The sequence below is a fragment of the Campylobacter sp. BCW_6873 genome (assembly GCF_001762365.1).
Taxonomy (GTDB): domain Bacteria; phylum Campylobacterota; class Campylobacteria; order Campylobacterales; family Campylobacteraceae; genus Campylobacter_D; species Campylobacter_D jejuni.
In genome coordinates this window covers 1-25,068 of record NZ_MJWS01000080.1, presented here as the reverse complement: position 1 = coordinate 25,068, position 25,068 = coordinate 1, and the positions used below count along the sequence as shown (strand labels likewise).

Genomic DNA, 25,068 nt, shown 5'->3' with positions numbered 1-25,068 from the left:
TTTGCCTTGTTGCATAAAAATTCATAAAAATAAGCTATAATGATAAAAAAAATAAAAGGAAATTTTTATGCTTCAAACTTGTATTTTCCCTGCGGCAGGTTATGGGACGAGATTTTTACCTGCAACAAAAACTTTACCTAAAGAGATGTTACCTATCTTAACCAAACCTTTGATCCATTATGGGGTTGATGAAGCTTTGGAAGCAGGAATGGAAAATATGGGATTTGTAACAGGACGTGGAAAAAGAGCTTTAGAGGATTATTTTGATATTTCTTATGAACTTGAGCATCAAATTTCAGGTACAAAAAAAGAATACTTACTTGATGAAATTCGCTCTTTGATCAATCGTTGCACCTTTACTTTTACAAGACAAAATCAAATGAAAGGCTTAGGTGATGCGGTTTTAAAAGGTAAACCTTTGGTTGGCGATGAAGCTTTTGGTGTAATTTTGGCTGATGATTTGTGTGTCAATGAAGAAGGCTTAAATGTTATGGCTCAAATGGTAAAAATTTATGAAAAATATCGCTGCACCATCATAGCTGTGATGGAAGTACCAAAAGAGCAAGTTTCAAACTATGGAGTAATTTCTGGAAATTTTGTAGAAGAAAATCTTATCATGGTTAATTCTATGATAGAAAAACCAAGTCCTGATGAAGCTCCAAGTAATCTTGCTATCATAGGAAGATATATTTTAACTCCTGATATTTTTGGAATTTTAGAAAATACTAAAGCAGGAAAAAATGGAGAAATTCAACTTACCGACGCACTTTTAACTCAAGCAACCAATGGTATGGTTTTAGCTTATAAATTTCAAGGGAAACGCTTTGATTGTGGAAGTGTAGAAGGCTTTGTAGAGGCTACAAATTATTTTTACGAGAAAAGTAAATGTTAAACAATACACTTTTTTTTAAACAAAGTGAAATTCACACTATAAGCTCTTATGCAAATCGTATTAATGATGAGGTAAAAAGTGGAGATATAGGGTATTATCATCTTATTGACACGAGCTTAAGCCTGATTGATGAGAGTTTGGCTTTTATCAAAGACAAAGAACACATAAAAAATATTGTTTTAGTGGGAATGGGTGGTTCAAGTTGCGGTGTAAAAGCCTTGCGTGATATGCTTTTTAATGAAAAAAGTAATCAAAGAGAACTTTTTATACTCGATAACACAAGTTCACATTCTTTTAATAAGACTTTAGAAAAAATCAAGCTTGAAGAAAGTTTGTTTTTAATCATCAGTAAAACAGGTAGCACTATAGAAGTTGTATCGCTTTTTAAACTTCTTATTGAACATTTTAAACTTGATATGCAAGAATTAAAAAAATACTTTGTTTTTATTACCGATAAGGATTCAAAACTTCATCAAGAAGGTGAAAATTTAGGTATTAAATGCTTTTTTATCCCTGCAAATGTAGGAGGTCGTTTTAGCATACTTTCAGCCGTGGGTATAGTTCCACTTTGTTTTTGTGGCTATAATGCCAAAGCTCTTTTAGAAGGAGCTAAAGCTTGTTTTGAAGATTTTTTTACTCGCAAAAAAGATGAAATTTTACAAAAGGCTTATCATTATTGCACACACAAAAATGCCAATATCAATGTGCTTTTTTCATATAGTGATGCTTTTAAAGGCTTTAACGAATGGTATATCCAGCTTATTGCTGAAAGTTTAGGTAAAAAGCAAGGCTATAAACGCATAGGTTTAACTCCTGTTGCACTCATTGGAGCAAGAGATCAGCATAGTTTTTTACAACTCATCATGGATGGACCTAAAAATAAAACTGTAACTTTTTTAAAAATCAAAGACGCTCAAAAAGCACCTATTATCCCTGATATTCATTTTAAATTTTTAGATTCTTTAAGTAATAAAGTCAATCTTCACGAACTTTTAAACGCCCAATGTGATGCAACTATGCATGCTTTAATCGCCGAAAATTTGAGTGTTGATGTGATAGAACTTGAAAAACTTGACGCTTGGCATGCGGGATATTTGATGTATTATTATGAACTTTTTACTTCAACTTGCGGTGTTATGCTAGGGATTAACACTTATGATCAACCTGGTGTGGAAGTTGGAAAGTTGATCTTAAAAAATATATTAATTTCTTAATCAAAATTCATTAAAAAAAGAGTATAATAATTTTAAGTTAAAATTATAATAAAAATTTTTAATTAATAATAATTATTATTTAAGAATTTTATACTATAATTTTAAAAATCAAAAAAAGGAGTCAATCATGTCAGTTACAAAACAATTATTACAAATGCAAGCAGATGCTCATCATCTATGGGTTAAATTTCATAATTATCACTGGAATGTAAAAGGTTTGCAATTTTTTTCTATACACGAGTACACAGAAAAAGCTTATGAAGAAATGGCAGAACTTTTTGATAGTTGTGCTGAAAGAGTTTTACAACTTGGCGAAAAAGCTATCATTTGCCAAAAAGTTTTAATGGAAAATGCAAAAAGTCCAAAAGTTGCAAAAGATTGCTTTACTCCGCTTGAAGTCATAGAACTGATCAAACAAGATTATGAATATCTTTTAGCAGAATTTAAAAAACTCAATGAAGCAGCAGAAAAAGAAAGTGATACCACAACAGTTGCTTTTGCGCAAGAAAATATCGCAAAATATGAAAAAAGTCTTTGGATGATAGGCGCTACTTTACAAGGTGCTTGCAAAATGTAATTTAAGGGGCTTTATGCCCCAATTATACTAACTAGGTTATAATATCCTTTTTTTAAAGGATAAAATTGAAAGTACTTAATTTTTTTTATGAAAACCATCCTAAATTTGAAGTAAGTTATGAAAGAAAAATTCAAATTTCAAAACTAAATATTATCATAAAAGGCCCACGATTTTGTGGTAAAAAAACGCTTATTTTTAATTTTTTATCCCAATTTAAAGCAAGTGAAATTTTGTTTTTAGATTTATATGATACACGTTTTGAAAAACAAAGTTTAGAAAGACTTTCTGATTTTCTGAATGAAAATTTACAAATTAAAATTCTTTGCCTTTATAATTTGGATTTTATCCCTAATTTAGAAAAAATTAAAATTCCCATCATCTTAAGTACAAATATAAAAGATTTAAATGTAAATGGGTTTGAAGAACTTGAACTTGATTATTTTGATTTTGAAGAATTTATTAGTGTAAGTAAGAAAAATTTACCTATAAATAATTTAGTAGGTCTTTTTTTGCAAAGTGGACGGAGTAAATTTGGAGAAAAAAACATACTTTTAAGACAAAGCTTTACTCTTTTAGAATTAGAAATTTTAAAGTATTTAGCTTTAAATTTGGGTCAGCAAATCAGTATTTCTAAGATATTTATAGAACTCAAAAAAAGATTAAAAACTTCAAAAGATAGTGTTTATCAAGCTATAAAAAAATTAGAAAATACTTATGTGATTTATACTTTAAAACATGATGAAAAAAAACTTCAAAAGATTTATTTTAAAGATTTTGGCCTAAGAAATAATCTTTGTATTTCAAAAGATTTTTCACATTTATTTGAAAATTTAGTTTTAAGCGAGTTGTTTAAATTTAAAGAAGAATTTTTTTATAACAAATACTTTAACTTTTATAGTCAAATATCTAAAGTTGCTTATATTTCAAGTCCAACTTTAGATATTGATTTGATTAAATTACGTGCTAAGAAAATTTTACCAAAGGCTTTAGAACTTGGAATTTTTCATGTGATTTTTATCACTCTTTCAAGCGAGGATAGTTTTTTTGAGCAAGGGATTAAATTTGAAATCATATCTTTTGATAAATTTTCACTTGGATTTTAGGCGTTGTTTGATTTTGTATCGTATTTTTCAAGGTTGTATCGTTTGATGATTTTTGTAATAAGATTGATATAATATCCCTTGCGTTCAGAATAAGAATCTAAAGTTTTAATAGCCTCTAGCCCTGTTATCTCTTTGCCTTCGCTTTCAAATTTAGCTCTTGCATCGCGAAACTTTTCATAAGCAAAATGACGATTTAAATTTAAAACATAAGAGTCAACACTATCTTGCAGACTATCAAAAATTTTAATTTTGTGTTTTTTATCTGGATGTCTTAAATCAGGAATTAAACCTTTCTCACCCCAAGTCCATTCTCCAAAAAGATTGTTTGCTTCTCTTGCGAAGCGACTGGTACCTGTAGCACTTTCAACTAAAGCTTGGGCTATACCCATGGATTTTGGAATTTTTTGAATACGTTTTTTATATTCTGCAAAATCATAAAGATTTTCAATACGATATTTGTTTTTTATCATGATAAGTTTTTCAAGATTTGTTTGGTTTGAAGTCCTAAAGCCTGTTTTGTAAGCATCTTTAAAAAAAGCTTCGATAAAGGCTCTTTCTTGTTCAATTTTTTTAAAGCTTTGATCAAACATTTCATTCATTTTTATAAAAAAAATTTGTCTTTTTTGATCTATATCAAGTTTGTAATATTCCTCTCCAAATCCATTCTTTAGATCATCAGCAGCAAAAAGTGGGATTAGAAAAAGACTAAGAAAAATTATAATTGGCTTCAAAACAATACTTTACCTTTCCTTCAAAAAACAATTCTTCATTTTTATATGCAAACCCTACCTCTTCACCACTTTTAGGAGTTATTTTAACTTTATTTTGTACTTTTTTATTTAAAAATGCCAGATAAAAACAAGCCCCCATTCCTGTGCCACAAGCTAAGGTTTCATCTTCAACTCCGCGTTCATAGGTGCGAACTTTTAAATGATTTTCATCTAAAATTTTTACAAAATTAACATTGGCATTATATTTTTGTCTCATTTTTTGATAAAGCATTGTATCAAATTCATCTAAATTTTGACAAAAATGTACTAGATGTGGAACTCCAGTGTCGCAAAGTTGCCAAGTTTTTCCTAATTCTTCAAAAGTATTTTGTACACTTTTTATTTTACCTAAAGATACTTCAACTTTATCTTGATTTACCTTTGCTTTTATTACTCCTGCACCGGTTAAAAAACTCATGTTAGGATTTATTTTGTTAATATGATGTGCAAAATGTGCCGCAGCCCTTGAGCCATTGCCACACATAGCAGCCCTTGAGCCATCGTTATTATAAAATTCCCATTCAAAGTCGTATTTTTCATGAGGCAATATCACGATAAAGCCATCCGCACCTATACCCTCATAACGATTACAAAGTTCTTTAGCTAAAGCACTTCTATCTTCTTTTCTATCAGCATTTGTGATGACAAAATCATTCCCACTTGCACAATATTTATAAAATTTCACATTTTTCCTTTAGAAATTTCTTGTATTACTTTAACACATTCTTGCCTAAAATCGGCATAAGAATTAGTATTTTTAATGATAAAATCTGCTTTTTTAAGTTTTTCTTCAATATCTATTTGAGAATCAAGTCTTGCTTTTGCAGCTTCTAAGCTGAGTTTATCTCTTTGCATGATTCTTTTAAGGCTTAATTCTTTAGGTGTGTAAATTACGATGACTTTGCCTAAATTTTCATAAGCACCGCTTTCAAAAAAAAGAGGAATTTCTACAAAAAAAGCTTTATTTTCTTTATCTAGAATTTGCATTTGTTCTAAAATTTTAGCTCGAATTTTAGGATGAGTGAAATTTTCTAAGGTTTTTTTAGCTTCTTTGTTGTTAAAAACAATTTCTCCAAGGATTTTTCTATCGATTTTCTTTTCTTTTGTGAGTAAATTTTTTAAGTTAAAGGGAGAAAAAATCTTTTCAAGTTCTAAAGCATTTTCATCTAAAATTTTATGAGCGATTTTGTCTGCACTAATGCTTTTAAAGCCTAAAGAATTCGCTATTTCTATAAAAGTGCTTTTGCCACAAGCAATTGAAGCGGTTACAAAAAAAGCATTTTTCATCTTATGCCTTATTAAAACTTTTTTCGTTAAAATACCTTTTTAGTTCTTAAAGGAAAATAAATGAAAATTTCATATGAAGATGCAGGCGTAAGTATAGATAATGGAAATGCCTTTGTAGAGGCTATAAAACCTTTGGTTAAAGAAACTTTTAATGATAATGTTGTAGGTGGAATTGGTTCTTTTGCTGGTGCTTTTAGAATGCCAAGTGGTTTTAAAAAGCCTGTGATTTTAGGTGCAACAGATGGGGTTGGTACCAAGCTTCGCTTGGCAATTGATGCTAAAAAATATGATACTATAGGGCAAGATTTAGTAGCAATGTGTGTGAATGATTTGATTTGTAATTTTGCTACGCCTTTGTTTTTCCTAGATTATTATGCTACAGCCAAGCTTGAAGTAGAAGTAGCAAAGGCTGTTGTATCAGGCATTGCCAAGGGATGTAAGATGGCAAATTGTGCATTAATTGGCGGAGAAACTGCTGAAATGCCTGGAATGTATGCAAAAGATGATTTTGATCTTGCGGGTTTTGCAGTGGGTATGGCTGAAGAAGATGAGATTGATAGAAGTAAATTTGTTAAAAATGGTGATATTTTATTGGCACTTCCTAGTTCAGGACTTCATTCAAATGGTTATTCTTTAGCTAGAAAAGTACTTTTTGAAAGTTTAAAATTAAAATTTGATGACAAGATAGAGGGTAAAAATTTAATTGATATTTTGTTAGAACCTACAAGGATTTATGTGCGTGATTTTCTTACACTAAAGCCTTATATCAGTGCTCTAGCACATATTACAGGGGGTGGTTTAGTAGAAAATTTACCACGCGTTTTACCTCGTGGTATGGGTGCAACTATACGCAAACATCATCTTAAAACTCCTGAAATTTTTTATACTATAGGACAGGCTGTAGAAGAAAGCGAAATGTATAGAAGCTTTAACATGGGAGCGGGTTTAGTAATGGTTGTAGATCCTTCTAATGTAAGTAAGGTTTTAGAAAATTCAGATGCCTTTATTATCGGCGAAATTTGCATTAATGAAGGTATTGTTTTAGAGTGAAAATAAAGCGTCAATACGCTTTATTTGTGTATTTTAAGTTCTATTTTTGTAGTGTTTTGTTCTTTTGGCAAAGGATTGGTTTGTGCTAGATAAAAGGCTACGAGTACATTTACAAGCATAGCGATAAGTAAAAGAGGAGTGGTTCGTTTTATAATATCCATTGGAGCTACTTTTGCAAATCCAGCTAAAGCTATGATTCCGCCTGCTATTGGTGAAGCTGCACGACCTAAACAAGATGCAATTTCTATAGGTAAAACTAGAGTAATAGGTGCAACGCCTAATTTTGTAGCTATATCAGGAGATAGTTTTCCAAAAGCATTAAAAGCAGCAATTCCACTTCCCATAATCACTGTGGCAAAATAAACTAAAAAGCTTAAAATAGCTATACTCAAAAGAATTCCAAACCATGCAAAATTTCCTGTTCCAAGATTTGAAACCGCGTTAGCAAGGATATTAACTCCACCAAGTGCTTTAATGCCTTCAGCAAATACTCCAGCGGCGATGATTATGCTTACGACTGAGATAAAAATTTCAGCCATAGCTTTTAAAATCACCATCATATCTTCGCCTAATTTTCTAGCATTTCTGTGTCTTGCAAATTCAACAAGAAAAACTAAAGAAATGCTTACAAAATTTGCTGTTACAACATCGAGCTTGATAGTAAAAAAATACGCTGTAAATAAAAATACAACAGGTAACCAAGGAAAGAGTATGTAAAAAGTAGGGCATTTAGGATCAATGATTTGCGGAATTTCAACTTCATCATTTAAAACACCTTTTTCTTTATCTCTTTTATCAATCCAAGCAAAATAAAAAGGAATCAAGATGGCAATAACTACAACATAGGCAATCACACTATAAATTTGGTAATTTAAAAAAAGCCCTACGACATTATCACTTTGTCCTACTATATCTGCCATATTGATTGAATTTCCATCTTTTGGACCATAATCAAGCGCAATTAAAGAAAGCACACATACAGCTGTAATAGGACGGATTTTAAGTGAGATTAAAACAGGATAAATACATGCTAACAAAAGCAAAAGCAATCCAGCATAGCTAGAAATGACGATTTTTAAAGCCATTCCAACAACAAAAGTTCCACTTAAAATCAAGTATTTATTTTTGATTTTTCCTAAGGGTTTATTTGCTAAAAAAGCAAGTTTTGCCGAAGCATTGATATGTTTCATATAGGCAGCAAAACCTGCCACACTCATGATAATAAGTCCTACTCCAGAAAGCTGACTTTTAAAAGTCGCTGTGATAAAAGCATAGCTATCAAGTAAAACATTCAAAAAGCTTGCATGTTCTCTGCTCGGGGCTTTTGGTATAGGTGCTCCTGTGATGTAAAAAGCAAAAATAAGCAAGATAATACCTGAAAGAAAAAATACAAAAATAGGATTGTATTTTTTGAGTATATAATAAGCAACAACAATTACCGCTAAAAGTGTAGAACATATCATAAAAATTGGCATGATTTCTCCTAAGGTTATTATTAGCTTTTATTTTATTTTAGCTAAAATTTAACTAATAAATATTTTTCATTTAAAATTTTACTTATTTTTTGCATTATAAAATTAATAATATGTATAGTTTGGTTACTGAAAGGTTTATGTTTGTATAAAAAATGATTTTTATATTATAATTATAAACAAATCATAAATATTAAAAAGGATCTAGTGTGGCAAGAATTTTGGCATTTGATATAGGAATAAGCTCTATTGGCTGGGCATTTAGCGAAAATGATGAGTTAAAAGATTGCGGAGTTAGGATTTTTACAAAGGCTGAAAATCCTAAAACAGGAGAATCCTTAGCCTTGCCAAGACGCCTTGCAAGAAGTGCTAGAAAACGCCTTGCTAGACGCAAAGCAAGGCTAAATCACTTAAAACATTTAATCGCAAATGAATTTAAGTTAAATTACGAAGATTATCAAAGCTTTGATGAAAATTTAGCTAAGGCTTATAAAGGCTCTTTAATTAGTCCTTATGAGTTAAGATTTAGAGCTTTAAACGAGCTTTTAAGTAAGCAAGATTTTGCAAGAGTGATTTTACATATTGCAAAAAGGCGTGGCTATGATGATATTAAAAATAATGGTGATGAAGAAAAAGGCGAGATTTTAAAAGCTATCAAGCAAAATGAAGAAAAATTAGTAAGTTATCAAAGTGTAGGCGAGTATCTTTATAAAGAGTATTTTCAAAAATTCAAAGAAAATTCCAAAGAATTTATAAATGTTAGAAATAAAAAAGAAAGTTATGAACGCTGCATAGCGCAAAGTTTTTTAAAAGACGAATTAAAGCTTATTTTTCAAAAACAAAGAAAATTTGGCTTTTCTTTCTCAAAGAAATTTGAAGAAGAAGTGCTTAGTGTAGCATTTTATAAAAGGGCTTTAAAAGATTTTTCTCATTTGGTGGGAAATTGTAGTTTTTTTACTGATGAAAAAAGAGCGCCAAAAAATTCGCCCTTAGCTTTTATGTTTGTAGCGCTTACAAGAATTATCAATCTTTTAAACAATCTTAAAAATACTGAAGGAATTTTATATACAAAAGATGATTTAAACACGCTTTTAAATGAAGTTTTAAAAAACGGCACTCTAACTTATAAACAAACAAAAAAGCTTTTGGGCTTAAGTAATGATTATGAGTTTAAAGGAGAAAAAGGAACTTATTTTATTGAGTTTCAAAAATACAAAGAATTTGTAAAAGCCCTAGGTGAGCATAATTTAAGCCAAGATGATTTAAATGAAATAGCAAAAGATATTACCCTTATAAAAGATGAGATTAAACTTAAAAAGGCTTTAGCAAAATATGATTTAAATCAAAATCAAATTGATAGCTTAAGCAAATTGGAATTTAAAGACCATTTAAATATAAGTTTTAAAGCCTTAAAACTTATCACTCCTTTAATGCTTGAAGGTAAAAAATACGATGAAGCTTGCAATGAGCTTAATTTAAAAGTAGCAATTAATGAAGATAAAAAAGACTTTTTACCCGCATTTAATGAAACTTATTACAAAGATGAAGTAACTAATCCTGTGGTTTTAAGGGCGATTAAAGAATATAGAAAGGTCTTAAATGCCTTGCTTAAAAAATACGGTAAAGTGCATAAAATAAACATTGAATTAGCAAGAGAAGTAGGTAAAAATCACAGTCAAAGAGCTAAAATAGAAAAAGAGCAAAACGAAAACTACAAGGCCAAAAAAGACGCCGAACTTGAATGTGAGAAACTAGGCTTAAAAATAAATAGTAAAAATATTTTAAAATTAAGATTATTTAAAGAACAAAAAGAATTTTGTGTTTATAGTGGGGAAAAGATTAAAATTAGTGATTTGCAAGATGAAAAAATGCTTGAAATTGACCATATTTACCCTTATTCTAGAAGTTTTGATGATTCTTATATGAATAAAGTTTTAGTTTTTACCAAGCAAAATCAAGAAAAACTTAATAAAACCCCCTTTGAAACCTTTGGCAATGATAGAGTAAAATGGCAGAAAATTGAAGTTTTAGCAAAAAATTTACCTACTAAAAAGCAAAAAAGAATTTTAGATAAAAACTACAAAGACAAAGAGCAAAAAGACTTTAAAGATAGAAATCTAAACGATACTCGCTACATCGCAAGGCTTGTTTTAAACTATACTAAAGATTATTTAGATTTTTTACCTTTAAGTGATGATGAAAATACAAAATTAAACGACACACAAAAAGGCTCAAAAGTGCATGTAGAAGCAAAAAGCGGTATGCTAACATCCACTTTAAGACACACTTGGGGCTTTAGCACTAAGGATAGAAATAACCATCTTCATCATGCCATCGATGCAGCAATTATTGCTTATGCAAACAACTCTATCGTAAAGGCTTTTTCAGATTTTAAAAAAGAGCAAGAAAGCAACACTGCAGAACTTTATGCAAAAAAAATTAGTGAATTAGATTATAAAAACAAAAGGAAGTTTTTTGAGCCTTTTAGTGGTTTTAGGCAAAAGCTTTTAGATAAAATTGATGAAATTTTTGTCTCAAAACCTGAGAGAAAAAAGCCAAGTGGAGCTTTACATGAAGAAACATTTAGAAAAGAAGAAGAATTCTATCAATCATACGGCGGAAAAGAAGGAGTTTTAAAAGCCCTAGAGCTTGGTAAAATCCGCAAAGTAAATGGTAAAATCGTTAGCAATGGTGATATGTTTAGAGTGGATATTTTTAAACACAAAAAGACAAATAAATTTTATGCTGTGCCAATTTATACCATGGATTTTGCTTTAAAAGTATTACCAAATAAAGCCGTGGTGCAAGGTAAAGATAAAAAGTCAGGTCTTATAAAAGATTGGATTTTAATGGATGAAAATTATGAGTTTTGCTTTTCTTTATACAAAGATAGTTTGATTTTAATTCAAACTAAAGATATGCAAGAGCCAGAACTTGTTTATTATGAAAGGCTGGATAGCTCAAATGCTAGCCTAACTGTTTCAAAACACGATAATAAATTTGAAACGCTAAGCAAAAATCAAAAAATATTGTTTAAAAATGCAAATGAAAAAGAAGTAATCGCAAAAAGCATAGGAATTCAAAATCTAAAAGTATTTGAAAAATATATAGTTTCAGCACTTGGAGAAGTGACAAAGGCTGAGTTTAGACAAAGAGAAGATTTTAAAAAATGAGTTACGATGAAGCTTTTAAAACACTACTTATTAGCTCTAATGCCAAGCTAAATTTAGAGCTAAATCATCTTGTGATTAAGCAAGATGAAAATGTAGCAAAATTGTTTTTAAAAGATATAAACATCATCGTTTTAGAAAGCTTGCAAGCAAGCCTGAGTTCCGCACTTTTTAACGCTTTTGCAAAGCATAAAATCATCTTGCTAACCTGTGATGAAACTCATAGTATAAATGGTGTTTTTACTCCTTTTTTAGGGCATTTTCAAAGTGCAAAAATCGCAAAAGAGCAAATGAATGTAAGTGCTCAAAAAAAGGCTATTTTATGGCAAAAAATCATTAAAAACAAAATCCTAAATCAAGCCTTTGTTTTGAAAAAACACAATAAAATAGAGCAAAGCAATGAGCTTGTAAATTTGGCTAAAAAAGTAACCTTAAATGATAGTAAAAATATTGAAGCTGTTGCGGCGGTGTTGTATTTTAAAACTTTGTTTGGTGCTTCTTTTTCAAGAGATGAGCTTTGCTTTGAAAATTCTGCTTTAAATTATGGCTATGCAATCATTAGGGCTTGTATTATTAGAGCAGTTTGTATCAGTGGACTTTTGCCTTGGCTTGGCATAAAGCACAATAATATTTATAATTCTTTTGCGCTTTGTGATGATTTGATAGAAGTGTTTAGGGCTAGTGTTGATGATTGTGTTTTAGAACTTGTGGGTGAAAGTGAGTTTTTAAACAAAGATGACAAAAGAGCGTTGATTGGTCATTTACAAAGCAAAATCAATTTTGATGGGCAAAATTATCCTTTAAATAGAGCGATAAATCATTATGTGGCAAATTTTAAAAATGCTTTATTGTATGAAGATGAACTAAAGATAGTGAAATTTGATGATTGAAGATAAATTTATGCGTGTGCTTTTGATGTTTGATGTGCCAACTAAAAGTAAAAAAGAGCAAAAACTAGCAAGTAAATTTAGAAACAATCTTATAAAATTAGGTTATTTTATGCTGCAATTTAGCGTTTATATGCGTATTTGCAAGGGTTTAAGTTCCGCAAAAAGTTCTATTGAAAATGTAAAAAAGATTTTGCCACCTTATGAAAATGTAAGGGCTTTAATCATCACTGAAAAGCAGTTTGATAAAATGGAGCTTTTGCTTGGTGGCATAGTTTTTAACGAAAAAGTTAATAACGAAACTAATTTAACGCTTTTTGATATAGATAGTCATGGAGAATTTAAATACAAAAATTCAAATAATGAAGAAATTCAAATAAACAAAAAACAAGAAAAATATCACCAGCAAAATTTATCTGAATTTTAAAAGCGGTTTTAGAGGATTGTAACCCCGCAGAGTCCCGCAAACTCTTTATTTTAGTCCCTTTTTAAATTTCTTATGAGATTATAGCAATTTTTGCTATTTTTATTAAAAAACCCTGAAATTTTCATTATCTGGTAAATATCTATTTTACCATAAAGAAATTTAAAAAGGGACTAAAACAAACTCACTTCTTATAACTACAGTTAAAATATTTTACCATAAAGAAATTTAAAAAGGGACTAAAACTAATGTGATATACACAAATACAACAGGAGGATTTTACCATAAAGAAATTTAAAAAGGGACTAAAACTTTATCATCATAGATACCACTAGAAATTCAATTTTACCATAAAGAAATTTAAAAAGGGACTAAAAACCCTAGTGGATTGAAACTCCGCTAGGGCTAATTACTCCACTAAAAGGAGGTTGCAAATTTGAAATTTATGGTTGATTAAAATCGAAATAAAATTATTTAAATAATTTCAAGGCATAAAGATAATATCCACTAAACTTTCATTTTCTAACATTTCACATTCTTTTGGCACCACCATAAGGGCAGCTTTATTGTTAAGATTGTTTATAATCGCACTAGAGCCTTCTTTTTTACCTTCAAGATTAGCTAAAATGCGTCCATTTTCAAACTTTATGTTACAAGCGACAAATTCCAAATAAGGTGTTTTTTTCTTGTAGCTTCCTTGTAAGAAGGCTTTGCAAATATAGTCTTTAGGCTGAAGTAACCAAGAGTTTAAAATCTCTCTTGCGTAAAGATTAAACATTACCATAGCCGAGTAAGGAAAACCTGGTAAGGCGATAATGAATTTTTCATTAGCCTTGGCTATTTTGATATGTCTACCTGGTTTTATGTCGGCTTTATCGATGATGATTTCGTATTCTTTGACAGCTTTTTTCAAAAAGTCAAAATCCCCCATAGAAACTCCGCCAGTTGTAACTAAAATATCACAACTTTGCAAAGCACTTTCAAGGGTAGAAAAAGTGGCTTTTTCATCATCTTTTAAAAGAGGAAAAACCCTTGTATCACAATTTAAATTTTTAGCTAAATTAGCTATGGCGATATGATTTGAAGAGCGGATTTGAGCGGGATTTTCTAAGGCTTCTCCTAGATCTTTGATCTCACTTCCACTACTTAAAACTCCTACAATAGGCTTTATAAACACACTAATGTGAAAAAATCCAAGTTCAGCCAAAAGAGCTATTTCGCTATAATTTAACCTTGTGCCTTTTTTGAGTAAAATTTCATCTTTTTTATAGTTTTCTCCTACCGCACGCACGGCAAAAGTTTGGGGAACTTTTTTTTCTATAAAAAGAGTATCATTTTCTACGCGTACATTTTCAACAGGGACTAAAGTATCGCTTCCTTCGCTCATGAGTGAGCCTGTAAAGGTTTTTACACAAGTACCATTTTGCACGCTAAATTGTGGCATAGTGCCCGCAGGTGTGAGGCCTAAAATTTTTAAAGTTTTATTTTGATCTTCAAATTTGATCGCATAACCATCCATAGCCGAAGTTGGAAATTCAGGCTGATTTTTAGGGGCTTTTATGTCTTGAGCTAAAATGCGTCCTAAACACTCTGTAAGAGCTATTTTTTCAATCTTTTCATAGGTTTTGATATGAGAATGTAAAATTTTTAAACTTTCTTCATAAGACATTAACATTTTTTATCCTTTTAAAAGTCCTGCACCGCAAAGTTTGGTTGATCTTTCTTTGGCATAAATTCTTTCTTTGTTTATCACATCATACTTCCAAATAGGTGCACTCGCTTTAAAATCTTCAACAAATTCATTAAGAAGTTTAAGTCCTAATTTTCTTTGTTTGCTTAAAATTCCTGCAAAATAAGAGCTTTCATGAACCGCCACATCGCCTATAGAGTGAGCAAAAAGCAAGCTAATACCATCAAAATCTACTCTTTTTTGCCACTCATTAAACCATTTTTTTAAAAGCGGTTCATAAATATCAAAACTAAGTGCCTCAATGCCTTCTTCTTCACGCACAATACCACAAAAAGTCAGTAAAGCACCGCAGTTTTTATCCTTGGCAAATTCATACCATTGGCTATAAATTTTAGGAATATCTAAAGAACCTTGATAAAGTGTAAAATGTTTCATTTAACCCCCACAAACTGGCGGTAAAAGTGCTATTTTATCACCATCTTTTAACTTAGTGTTTTCATCAAAAATGATTTCATCGTTTAAAGATACGGCACAAAGTTCTAGCCATTCTTTTAAACTCTCATCTTTTTGCAAAATTTCTTTTAATTCTTTTAAATTTTTTACCTCAAGTTCTAAATTTTCTTTATTTATGGGGCCTAAAAATTCCACTTTTACCATTTTATTCCTTTACTTCTAAATTTCCCATCATTCCTAAATCTTCATGTTCTAAAATATGACAATGATACATTCTAAGCCCTTTAAAATCTTGTTTCATTCTAAGTCTTAACTCTTCATTAGGACGCACATTTATAGTATCTCTTAAGGCTCTAAATTCGGATTTTTGAACTTTGCCATTGAGTTTTGATGAGATGAGTTCAAATTGCGTGCCATGTATATGGAAAGGATGATCCATGTGAGATTTATTTATCACTATCCAGTCTTCAACTACTCCAAGTTTGGAGCTTAAATCAATGCGTTTTAAATCATAGCTTTTGCCATTGATTAAAAACATAGACGCAAGAGCGATTTTTAATTCGCTTTCACTTTTTCCCATCATACCATGCATTTGCATATGATCTTCACTCATGATTATTTCTTTAAATTCCTTAGGTTCTTCTGAAGGTTTGAAAATTTTTAATTTTTTTGGAAGTTTTACATTTTCTTTTTTTAGGTTAATATTGGCTAGAAATAGGGTATTAGGTTCTTCTTTTACCATCATTTTATCCCTATCATAATAAGCACTTTCTAGCTTAAATTCCCCATCTTTTGGAGCGTCGATTAAAACTTCTACACGAGAAGCAGGACTTAAGAAAAGTTCTTCTTTATAAATAGCTTTTTCTATAAGTCCACCATCAGTACCAACAAGTATAAACTTAGCTCCTTGTATGCGTAAATTTAAATATCTTGCTGCAGTAGCATTATAAATGCGTATGCGTTCGTTTGTGGCGAGTTTGATTTTAGGTTTAAATTGTCCATTAATGAGTACAAATTCTCCTTCTCTACCATTTAGCCAATCATTTAGGTTATTGTTTGGAATTTGAGCGTTTTCATCAAGACGCAAATCGCTAATCATCAAATCTTTTTCTTTTAAATGACTTAAAGCATCTTTTTTTGCTTTGATCACAAAAGCCCCTGCTAAACCCATAAAAACTTGTTTAGAAGCCGTATAATGAGGATGTGGATGATACCAGTAAGTTCCTGCGCTATCTTGAGGAATTTCAAAACGATATATTCTTTCTTCTCCTGCTAAGATAGGATCATGTGGGCTTCCATCTTGATCAGGTGGCACAGGAACGCCATGCCAATGTATAGTTGTAGCTTCTTTGAGTTTGTTTTTGACTAAAATTTCAAGTTTATCTCCTTCAAAAACTTCTATTTTTGGAGCAGGCACGAGGCCATTGTAAGTATAAAATAAGGTTTTTTTACCTTTGATAAGCTCTATATGATTTTCTTTGATTTCTAGGGTAGCACGAAAAATATTTTTTTCTTTACTTTCATTTTTGAGTAAAGGCAAGGCTTTTAAAATTTCTCCTTGGGGGAATTGTTTTGGATCTAAAAGCTTTAAATTTTTTGGAGCAAAGTTTATAAAAGAAGTATCTAAGTCATGATTTATAGAATGATTTTTATGCATGGAGTGTATATCGTGCATAGGATTTGCATAGGCTACACCCATACTTGCTAGAGTGAGTGCATTAAATTTTAAAAAATTTCTTCTATTCATTAGTTTTTCCTTTTGCTTGATTTTTTATATTATAGTCATTATTTTTTTAGTTTTAGTAAATATTTATTTTGAAAATTTGGTTTAATTTTGTTATGATTTTAGCAATTTAATCAAGGAAAAATAATGTTTTATGAAAAAATTCAAACTCCAGCTTATATTTTAGAAGAAGATAAATTAAGAAAAAATTGTGAGCTTTTAGCAAGTGTTGGTGAAAAAAGTGGTGCTAAAGTGCTTTTAGCTTTAAAAGGTTTTGCTTTTTCAGGAGCGATGAAAATTGTCGGAGAATACCTAAAAGGTTGCACTTGTAGCGGACTTTGGGAAGCAAAATTTGCTAAAGAATACATGGATAAAGAAATTCATACTTATTCGCCTGCTTTTAAAGAAGATGAAATAGGTGAAATAGCCAGTTTATCTCATCACATAGTGTTTAATTCTTTAGCTCAATTTCATAAATTTCAAAGCAAAACACAAAAAAATTCCTTAGGTCTTCGTTGTAATGTTGAATTTTCTCTAGCCCCAAAAGAACTTTACAATCCTTGTGGAAGATACTCAAGACTTGGAATTCGTGCTAAAGATTTTGAAAATGTGGATTTAAATGCTATAGAAGGACTTCATTTTCACGCACTTTGTGAAGAAAGTGCTGATGCTCTAGAAGCTGTTTTAAAGGCTTTTGAAGAGAAATTTGGTAAATGGATAGGGCAAATGAAATGGGTGAATTTTGGAGGAGGACATCACATCACTAAAAAAGGCTATGATGTTGAAAAACTTATTGCTTTGTGTAAAAATTTCAGTGATAAATACGGTGTGCAAGTTTATCTTGAACCAGGCGAAGCGGTGGGTTGGCAAACAGGAAATTTGGTGGCTAGTGTAGTAGATATCATAGAAAATGAAAAACAAATTGCCATTTTAGATACTTCAAGCGAAGCACATATGCCAGATACTATCATCATGCCTTATACAAGTGAAGTTTTAAATGCTAGAATTTTAGCCACAAGAGAAAATGAAAAAATTTCAGACTTAAAAGAAAGCGAATTTTCCTATTTGCTTACTGGAAATACTTGTTTAGCGGGCGATGTAATGGGAGAATACGCCTTTGATAAAAAGCTTAAAATCGGCGATAAAATTGTTTTTTTAGATCAAATTCATTACACCATTGTGAAAAACACAACTTTTAATGGTATAAGACTTCCAAATCTCATGCTTTTAAATGTAAAAAATGAACTTCAAATGATAAGAGAATTTTCTTATAAGGATTATTCTTTAAGAAATTAGTATTATTTATAATTTGCATAAAATGTTAATTTTATTTGGAAGAGAATCAAAGATATAAATTTTATGCAAAGTATTTTATTTTTTCAAATATAAAATCAACTCAAATATCTAATTTTCAATATTTTGGTATGATTTTTTAATATTTTAAATCCTTGTGGAATTTTATTGAAATTCAGTGATTTTTAAATCAAATAGTATTAAGATAAATCGATTTAAAAATCGGCTTTAAAATGAATATTAGGTATATTTTGCATAATATTCATTCAAGCAAAATTTAAAGCTATTTTTGAAAATTTTGAATGCATGGGGGCTTTAATGGATTTGGAAAAATTAAGATTAGCTAGAAGTCTTTATTATCAATGTCTAGGAGAGCTTTTTGTTTTTTCATTTTCTGAAGAAAGATTGTCAAAATTACAAGAGTATTTAAAGACAATGCAAGAATGTTTATTTGATGAAAATTTAAAATCAAATTTTGATATCTTGCTTAAGCATTTAGATGATGAAAATTCTATACAAGCATTTTTTAAAGAATATGATTTGCTTTTTTTAAGTCTTAAAAATAGCATCCCAACGACTTTTTCTTACATAGAAGAAGGTTTTGAAAATTCAAATCCTTTACTTTGCGTGCGTCAAATTTTAGTCAAAAGTAAAATAAGACGCAATGAAAAATTTTTTAAAGAAAGTGAAGATAGTGTTGGATTTTGTTTATTGTTAATGAGTGAATTTTTAAGGCAAAATGAAGATGATTTAGCCAAAGAGCTTTTTGAAAAAGTGATCAATAAAAGCATTGATGAGTTTTTAGGCGATGTTTTCATGAATAAAAATGCGAATTTATATAAGGAAATTGCAAGTATTGCATCGGCTTTTATGGAATTTGAAAGACTTTGCTTTGAAGTGGAAAAACCTGCAAAAATAAATTCTAAAAAAGTGCAAAACGATCTATCGCGTTCAGAATTTTTAAGAAGAGAAGCAAATAAACAAAGGAGGACTCGTGAAAAATCGCAGGGAATTTCTTAAAAAATCCGCTTTTGCCTTAGGGGCTGCTGGAGTGCTTGGTAGCACAACTTTAGCTCTAGCTAAAGATGAAGAAAGAAAAGATTTGGTTAAAGGTAAAAGTAAGAAAAAAGAAGTGCTTTTTCAAAGAAGTGCTAATTGGGAAAATTATTATATAAAGGCTGAGTAATGTCAAGTGTAGGTGAAAATATCAAGCTTACGCGTCGTTCTTTTCTTAAAATGGCAGCACTTTCAAGCCTAGCAACACCGTTGCTTGCTAGAAGTGAAACTTTAAGAGAAGCGAGTGCTGATGAGCTTAAAGAAGCTTATGAAGGTAGTAAAAAAGTAAAAACAGTTTGTACAGCCTGTTCTGTAGGCTGTGGGATTATTGCAGAAGTGCAAAATGGTGTTTGGGTGCGTCAAGAAATCGCTCAAGATCATCCTGTGAGTTCAGGTGGACATTGCTGCAAGGGATCTGATATGATCGATATGGTGCGTTCACATGTGCGTTTAAAATATCCTATGAAAAAAGAAAATGGAGAATGGAAACGCATAAGTTATGAGCAAGCTTTAAGTGAGATCGGAGAAAAACTAGCTGCTTATCGTAAAGAAAATCCTGAAAGTGTTATGTTTTTAGGTTCTGCAAAACTTAATAATGAACAAGCTTATTATATAAGAAAATTTGCAGCATTTTTTGGAACGAACAATGTAGATCATCAAGCTAGAATTTGACACAGCGCAACAGTCGCCGGTGTGGCGAATACATTTGGTTATGGCGCTATGACAAACCATCTTGGAGACATCCAAAGAAGTAAATGTATCATTATCATTGGAGCAAATCCAGCAGTAAATCACCCTGTGGGTTTTAGACATTTCTTAAAAGCAAAAGAAAAAGGTGCAAAGCTTATCGTTGTAGATCCTAGATTTACAAAAAGTGCAGCAAAAGCGGATATTTATGCAAGAATTCGTCCAGGAACTGACATTGCTTTCATGTATGGAATGCTAAAAATCATCTTTGATGAAGGTTTAGAAGATACAAAATATCTTGATGAAAGAGTTTTTGGAATTGATAAAATTCGCGAAGAAGCAGCAAAATGGACAGCCGAAGAAGTAGAAAATGTTACGGGAATTTCTAAAGAACTTTTGGTGCAAATCACTCACGAAGTAGCTAAAAACAAACCAACTACGCTTATTTGGGCTATGGGTTTAACTCAACATACTGTAGGAACTTCAAATACACGTTTAGCACCTATTGTGCAAATGGTACTTGGAAATATAGGTAAATTTGGTGGCGGAGTTAATATCTTACGCGGACACGATAATGTTCAAGGTGCTTCGGATATGGCTTGTTTGAGTGAAAATTTACCTGGTTATTATCCTTTAAATGAAGCGACTTGGAGATACTATGCCAAAATTTGGGGTGTGGATTATGAATGGCTTTTAGGAAATTTTGTAAGTAAAGATTGGATGCATAAAACCGGACTTTCACTTGCTAGATGGTGGGCAGCAGCTTTAAATGGAAAAGATGGAAATGATGCTATCGATAATGCAGGAACGCCTTTAAAAGCTTTAGTAGTTATGGGAAATGGTATCACTTCAACCGCACAACAAGTAAAAGTTAAAGAAGGTTTGGAAGCTTTAGAGCTTTTAGTTTTGGCTGATCCTTTTGTAAATGAAGCAGGGATTATCGCAGAAAGAAAAGATGGGATTTATCTTTTACCTGCAGCAACACAGTTTGAAACAAGCGGAAGTGTAACAGCTACAAATCGTAGTGGACAATGGAGATTTAAGGTTGTAGATCCACTTTATGAAAGCATGGAAGATCAAGAAATTTTATTTGAGCTTTCTAAAAAATTAGGTTTTTATGAAGACTTTACCAAGACTTTACGCGATGAAAAAGGTGAGATCGTTTGGCCTGAAAATGCAACAAGAGAAATTGCAAAAGCAGTTAGAAGTATAGGGCTTAATGGTTGGAGTCCTGAAAGGCTTAAAAAACATACTTTATACTGGGATAAATTTGATGAGGTAACTTTAGAAGGAAAAGACGAAGTTGCTGGCGAGTATTACGGGCTTCCTTGGCCTTGTTGGAGTGATAAGCATCCAGGTTCTCCTGTGCTTTATAATACCGACATTGAAGTAGCAAAAGGTGGTATGGGCTTTAGAAACAATTTTGGACTTGAGTATGAAGGAGAGAGTTTACTTGCTAAAAATGCGCCTTTAAATTCGCCTATTGATACAGGTTATCCACAAATTACTAAAGATAATATAGAAAAAGTTTTAGGCATTACTTTAAGTGCTCAAGAAAAAGAAAAAATGGGATCAACTTGGTCTTATGATGATAGCAATATCATAGCAACTAAATGTATAGAAAAAGGCATAGTTCCTTATGGAAATGCTAAAGCTAGAGCTGTAGTTTGGACTTTTAAAGATAAAATTCCACTCCACCGTGAGCCTTTACATTCTCCAAGAAACGATTTGGTGCAAAAATATCCAAGTTTTGAAGATCAAAAAGCGCTTTACCGCGTGGATACTAAATTTGTTTCTGTGCAACAAGCTAAGGATTATTCTAAAGAATTCCCGCTTAATCTTGTTACCGCAAGACTTGTGAATTTAAATGGTGCAGGTATGGAAAATAGAGCGTCTATGTATCTAACGCGTTTAACACCTGAAATGTTTTGTGAGATCAATCCTGAATTAGCAAAAGAGCAAGACATTAAAGCAGGAGATATGATTTGGGTGCATTCTCCAGAAGGCACTAAAATTCATGTAAGAGCGAAGGTTAATCCAGGTGTAGCAAAAGATATGATTTTCTTGCCTTTCCATTTTACAGGAGTTATGCAAGGCGTGGATTTAACGCACAATTTCCCAGAAGGAACTAAGCCTTATGCAAGCGGAGAAAGTGCTAACACGGTAACAAATTATGGTTATGATATCATGTGTCAGATTCCAGAGACTAAAGGTGGGCTTTGTAGAATCAGTAAGGATGGAAAATGAGTAAGGTAAATTTTGCAAATTTGGAAAAAGAACGCTTGAAATTCTTTTGTGATAATGAGCGTTGTATTGATTGTAATGGTTGTGCGGTAGCTTGTGATGAAGCACATGAGCTTCCTATTCATATTCGCCGCCGCCGTGTAATTACTTTAAATGAAGGAATTCAAGGAAAAGAAGTTTCAACTTCTATTTCTTGTATGCATTGTGATGATGCTCCTTGTTCTATCGTTTGTCCTGTGGATTGTTTTTACATCCGTGCTGATGGTATTGTTTTGCACGATAAAGAAATTTGCATAGGTTGTGGATATTGTCTTTATGCTTGTCCTTTTGGTGCACCACAATTTCCAAAAGATAGTGTTTTTGGAAATAAAGGCATTATGGATAAATGTACTATGTGTGCAGGTGGCCCTGAAGCAACGAATTCAGAAAAAGAAAGAGAACTTTATGGTCAAAATCGTATCGCAGAAGGAAAAGTTCCTGTATGTGCTGCGATGTGTTCGACAAAAGCACTTTTAGTAGGTGAAAGTTCTAAAATAGAAGAGATTTATCATAATAGACTTATGAATAGAAATTATGGTATTCCAAATCCTTCAGAAAGTTTGGAGTGGAAGATTGCTTACACAGGAAAGGAACGCTTATGAGAAAAGTATTTGTAACGCTTTTGTTAAGCGTGGTAAGTTTATTTGCTTATGGTAGCGAGAGAATGGGACAAGATACTCAAATTTGGGATTTTCATCGTATTACAAATATCCCAAATTATGATACTTTTGGCAAACTTTGGACAACTTTGCAAGGTGAATATATAGCTACTATAGCTTTAATCGCTATTATTGCGGTATTGTCTGCATTTGCTTTGCATTATATGGTTATAGGACCTAAGCAATTTTCACACGATGGAAAGAAAATTTATGCTTTTACATTATTTGAAAGACTTTTTCATTTTATCGCGGCAATTTCTTGGGTGATTTTAGTGCCAACTGGTTTTGTGATGATGTTTGGGGCGACTTTTGGAGGTGGACTTTTTGTAAGAGTTTGTAAAAATTTACATGCTTTTGCAACGGTTTTATTTATCATCTCTATAATCCCTATGTTTTTATGGTGGATTAAAAGAATGCTTCCTGCAAGTTATGATATCAGATGGATGATGATAGTAGGTGGTTATTTAAGCAAAGTAAAACGTCCTGTACCTGCAGGTAAGTTTAATTTTGGTCAAAAATCTTGGTATTATATAGCTGTATTTGGTGGATTTTTGATGATAATTACAGGTGGATTTATGTATTTTCTTGATTTTAATTCCACGGCAATTCAAGGTCTTTTTGGTTTAACTCAAATTGAACTTTTAAGAATTTCAGCTATAGTGCATAATTTCTTGGGTATAGTGTGTGCAGTGTTTTTTGGCGTGCATATTTATATGGCAGTATTTGCAATCAAAGGCAGTATCCATTCTATGATTAGTGGTTATAAAGAAGAAGAAGAGGTTTATATTTTACATTCTTATTGGTATAAAGAATTAAGCAATAAAAAGCAAATTGAACCTAGTTTTTCTTATGATCCTAATGTGAAAATTTAATTTTTTATCAATCTCTCTTAGTTTAAGAGAGATTTTTAAATTTAAATATTTATAAAATTCTTATACTTAAATTCGATATTTTATATTAAGGACTTTTTTTCATTAATAAAATAAGTTTAATTAAATTAGATTTTTATTTTGGGGTGAGATTTGATCTAGGCTAAACTCTCTACCAAAGCCTAGTAAGAATTTGTGTTTAAAGATTGACTAAGTAAGGTTTTAACATATTTTATTGTTTGATTAAATTAGCTATAAGAATAAGAGCAATTAAAGCAATTATAAATATTGTTCTTTAATCATTCTAATCTCCATAAACACTAGGTTTTTTAAACTTTAGCATTTTTTATCTTTTTTTATTAAGGAATATTATTAATTTTTAAGATGTTTTTAAATTTAGTCAAAGTAAAAGTGATTAAAAATATTTTAAAATAAATTTATTTCTAATTTAATTTCTTAAAAACATTTACATTTTAATCTACACTGCGTAGTAAAAAAGCGTGTTTGTTATATCTCTTTTAATCCTATGCACGGCAGAGATTGCCGTACTATATAGGTTAAAACTTTTAAATTCTTGTGTTTTAACAAGAATTTCGTTGTAAAGAATTCTCAAAAAGTTTAAGATTAAAATTTATACTTAAGTCCTACTTGACCACTTAAGTAAGTTTCATTTTTATTATCTACTTTACCTGCTAGTATTTGTTTAGCACCAAAGCCAAGATTCATACTGAGTTGATTTGTAAAATCTACATTACCCCCTACGATAATTTGTCCGTATGTTTTTTTCTTGTTGTTAGCTTCTACGCTAGTAAAGAAAGCATTATTTACAGCTAGGTTAGCTGTGTAATCATCACCACTATTGATAACAAATTGTTCTATTTTTGGAGTTACAAAAATATAAGAGTTTTCATTCATATATTTTCTAAATTCAGCACCCACTTCAACACTTACAGAATTGTTTTTCATAGAATCAATATCTTTAGCAATAGCACCATTTTCTGTATGAGATGGAGTATAACTAAAATAATAATTTATCCCTGCAAAAGGTTTAATAAATAAAGTATTATCACTAAAGTCAAACACACGACCTACATTAGCACTAAATCCTAAGAATTTGCTTGTATAATCTGAGTTATATGCACCATCTGTTTGAATATTGTCTTGTTTAGTTGGAGAAACTTGAGCATAAGCTTTAAGATTAAGTTCCCATTGTGGAGCTATATTGATAGTAGAATACATACCTAATTGGAAGTTATCGCTTTTTTGTTCTAAATTATTGTCTTTGATTTTAGCATTTGCATAAGTAAAATAAGTACCCCATAAAACATTATCATTAGCTTGTTTATCTACCCCTACGGTAGCACCATACATTGCACCACTATCTCCATCGATAATGTTAGCACCACCAAAAGCATTAGCCCAAATACTATTGGTATATTCATTTACATAGCTTGGTCTCATATCACTATCTAAAGCAGCAAATTTAAGGCCATTCATTTTAGAAGCATA

22 protein-coding genes and 1 pseudogene are annotated in these 25,068 nt (G+C 31.0%); 14 read left to right on the top strand and 9 right to left on the bottom strand.

Going from position 1 to position 25,068, the window contains the following annotated elements:
• Window positions 1-67: 67 nt before the first annotated feature.
• The 4 genes from galU to AJ932_RS07920 all read left to right on the top strand — a co-directional run bounded on the left by galU (window position 68) and on the right by AJ932_RS07920 (window position 3,786).
• Window positions 68-892 (top strand): UTP--glucose-1-phosphate uridylyltransferase GalU, encoded by an 825-nt coding sequence (gene galU / locus AJ932_RS07935; RefSeq protein ID WP_002871129.1) that lies wholly within the window; start codon window positions 68-70, stop codon window positions 890-892.
• On the top strand, window positions 886-2,106 hold the full coding sequence (locus AJ932_RS07930) for a glucose-6-phosphate isomerase (RefSeq protein ID WP_070278707.1): 1,221 nt from the start codon (window positions 886-888) through the stop codon (window positions 2,104-2,106). The genes galU and AJ932_RS07930 overlap by 7 nt, the downstream gene beginning before the upstream one ends.
• A 127-nt stretch (window positions 2,107-2,233) precedes the next feature.
• On the top strand, window positions 2,234-2,683 hold the full coding sequence (locus tag AJ932_RS07925; protein WP_070243204.1) for a Dps family protein: 450 nt from the start codon (window positions 2,234-2,236) through the stop codon (window positions 2,681-2,683).
• 65 nt (window positions 2,684-2,748) lie between these two features.
• Entirely contained in the window at window positions 2,749-3,786 is a 1,038-nt protein-coding gene (locus AJ932_RS07920; protein WP_070278706.1) for a DUF4143 domain-containing protein, read from the top strand.
• Here AJ932_RS07920 and AJ932_RS07915 read toward each other — a convergent pair.
• From AJ932_RS07915 to coaE, 3 genes are read right to left on the bottom strand one after another with little or no spacing between them, the layout of a single operon-like run.
• Complete coding sequence (locus AJ932_RS07915; RefSeq protein ID WP_070278705.1) at window positions 3,783-4,517, bottom strand: glucosaminidase domain-containing protein; 735 nt, start codon at window positions 4,515-4,517, stop codon at window positions 3,783-3,785. The genes AJ932_RS07920 and AJ932_RS07915 overlap by 4 nt on opposite strands.
• Window positions 4,492-5,241, bottom strand: a complete 750-nt coding sequence (gene dapF / locus AJ932_RS07910) for a diaminopimelate epimerase (RefSeq protein WP_070278704.1) — start codon at window positions 5,239-5,241, stop codon at window positions 4,492-4,494. Before dapF ends, AJ932_RS07915 begins: the two co-directional genes overlap by 26 nt.
• Window positions 5,238-5,843 carry a dephospho-CoA kinase gene (gene coaE, locus AJ932_RS07905; RefSeq protein WP_002909035.1) on the bottom strand — a complete coding sequence of 202 codons (606 nt, stop codon included), beginning with the start codon at window positions 5,841-5,843 and terminating at the stop codon, window positions 5,238-5,240. Before coaE ends, dapF begins: the two co-directional genes overlap by 4 nt.
• Window positions 5,844-5,903: 60 nt before the next feature.
• Here coaE and purM point away from each other — a divergent pair, with 60 nt between their 5' ends.
• Window positions 5,904-6,893 carry a phosphoribosylformylglycinamidine cyclo-ligase gene (gene purM, locus AJ932_RS07900; protein ID WP_002862173.1) on the top strand — a complete coding sequence of 330 codons (990 nt, stop codon included), beginning with the start codon at window positions 5,904-5,906 and terminating at the stop codon, window positions 6,891-6,893.
• Window positions 6,894-6,913: 20 nt separating this feature from the next.
• Here the strand turns inward: purM and dcuC are convergent, their stop codons facing one another.
• Window positions 6,914-8,368 (bottom strand): C4-dicarboxylate transporter DcuC, encoded by a 1,455-nt coding sequence (gene dcuC, locus AJ932_RS07895; RefSeq protein WP_002881123.1) that lies wholly within the window; start codon window positions 8,366-8,368, stop codon window positions 6,914-6,916.
• 206 nt (window positions 8,369-8,574) lie between these two features.
• On the opposite strand from dcuC, the gene cas9 reads away from it, so the two are divergent.
• Genes cas9 through cas2 form a run of 3 tightly spaced genes read left to right on the top strand, consistent with a single transcriptional unit; the run spans window position 8,575 to window position 12,849 of the window.
• Window positions 8,575-11,538, top strand: coding sequence for a type II CRISPR RNA-guided endonuclease Cas9 (cas9, locus tag AJ932_RS07890; protein WP_070278702.1), 2,964 nt, complete (start codon window positions 8,575-8,577; stop codon window positions 11,536-11,538).
• A complete protein-coding gene (gene cas1 / locus AJ932_RS07885) occupies window positions 11,535-12,425 on the top strand; it encodes a type II CRISPR-associated endonuclease Cas1 (RefSeq protein ID WP_002881128.1) in 891 nt (296 codons plus the stop codon). Before cas9 ends, cas1 begins: the two co-directional genes overlap by 4 nt.
• The gene (cas2, locus tag AJ932_RS07880) at window positions 12,418-12,849 is read left to right on the top strand and encodes a CRISPR-associated endonuclease Cas2 (protein WP_070278700.1); all 432 of its coding nucleotides are present in this window, start codon (window positions 12,418-12,420) and stop codon (window positions 12,847-12,849) included. Before cas1 ends, cas2 begins: the two co-directional genes overlap by 8 nt.
• Window positions 12,850-13,330: 481 nt before the next feature.
• On the opposite strand, the gene AJ932_RS07875 is transcribed toward cas2, so the two are convergent.
• From AJ932_RS07875 to cueO, 4 genes are read right to left on the bottom strand one after another with little or no spacing between them, the layout of a single operon-like run.
• Window positions 13,331-14,521 carry a molybdopterin molybdotransferase MoeA gene (locus AJ932_RS07875; RefSeq protein WP_002881768.1) on the bottom strand — a complete coding sequence of 397 codons (1,191 nt, stop codon included), beginning with the start codon at window positions 14,519-14,521 and terminating at the stop codon, window positions 13,331-13,333.
• A 3-nt stretch (window positions 14,522-14,524) separates the two neighbouring features.
• Window positions 14,525-14,971 carry a molybdopterin synthase catalytic subunit gene (locus AJ932_RS07870; RefSeq protein WP_002871117.1) on the bottom strand — a complete coding sequence of 149 codons (447 nt, stop codon included), beginning with the start codon at window positions 14,969-14,971 and terminating at the stop codon, window positions 14,525-14,527.
• Complete coding sequence (locus AJ932_RS07865) at window positions 14,972-15,193, bottom strand: MoaD/ThiS family protein (RefSeq protein ID WP_002779488.1); 222 nt, start codon at window positions 15,191-15,193, stop codon at window positions 14,972-14,974.
• A 1-nt stretch (window position 15,194) separates the two neighbouring features.
• Window positions 15,195-16,736: a multicopper oxidase CueO gene (cueO, locus tag AJ932_RS07860; RefSeq protein WP_002871116.1), complete on the bottom strand. Its 1,542-nt coding sequence runs from the start codon at window positions 16,734-16,736 to the stop codon at window positions 15,195-15,197.
• Window positions 16,737-16,859: 123 nt separating this feature from the next.
• On the opposite strand from cueO, the gene nspC reads away from it, so the two are divergent.
• From nspC to AJ932_RS07825, 6 genes are all read left to right on the top strand, one after another.
• Window positions 16,860-18,008, top strand: coding sequence for a carboxynorspermidine decarboxylase (gene nspC / locus AJ932_RS07855; protein WP_002881767.1), 1,149 nt, complete (start codon window positions 16,860-16,862; stop codon window positions 18,006-18,008).
• 303 nt (window positions 18,009-18,311) lie between these two features.
• Window positions 18,312-19,025, top strand: coding sequence for a molecular chaperone (locus AJ932_RS07850; RefSeq protein ID WP_002851502.1), 714 nt, complete (start codon window positions 18,312-18,314; stop codon window positions 19,023-19,025).
• On the top strand, window positions 19,000-19,191 hold the full coding sequence (locus AJ932_RS07845) for a twin-arginine translocation signal domain-containing protein (protein ID WP_002851537.1): 192 nt from the start codon (window positions 19,000-19,002) through the stop codon (window positions 19,189-19,191). The genes AJ932_RS07850 and AJ932_RS07845 overlap by 26 nt, the downstream gene beginning before the upstream one ends.
• Complete coding sequence (locus AJ932_RS07835; protein WP_079889223.1) at window positions 19,191-21,995, top strand: formate dehydrogenase subunit alpha; 2,805 nt, start codon at window positions 19,191-19,193, stop codon at window positions 21,993-21,995. The genes AJ932_RS07845 and AJ932_RS07835 overlap by 1 nt, the downstream gene beginning before the upstream one ends.
• Complete coding sequence (fdh3B, locus tag AJ932_RS07830) at window positions 21,992-22,633, top strand: formate dehydrogenase FDH3 subunit beta (RefSeq protein ID WP_002851264.1); 642 nt, start codon at window positions 21,992-21,994, stop codon at window positions 22,631-22,633. Before AJ932_RS07835 ends, fdh3B begins: the two co-directional genes overlap by 4 nt.
• Window positions 22,630-23,562, top strand: a complete 933-nt coding sequence (locus AJ932_RS07825) for a formate dehydrogenase subunit gamma (protein ID WP_044778902.1) — start codon at window positions 22,630-22,632, stop codon at window positions 23,560-23,562. Before fdh3B ends, AJ932_RS07825 begins: the two co-directional genes overlap by 4 nt.
• 621 nt (window positions 23,563-24,183) lie before the next feature.
• Here AJ932_RS07825 and capC read toward each other — a convergent pair.
• Window positions 24,184-25,068 (bottom strand): annotated as a pseudogene (gene capC / locus AJ932_RS07820) (autotransporter adhesin CapC); the annotation flags it as partial.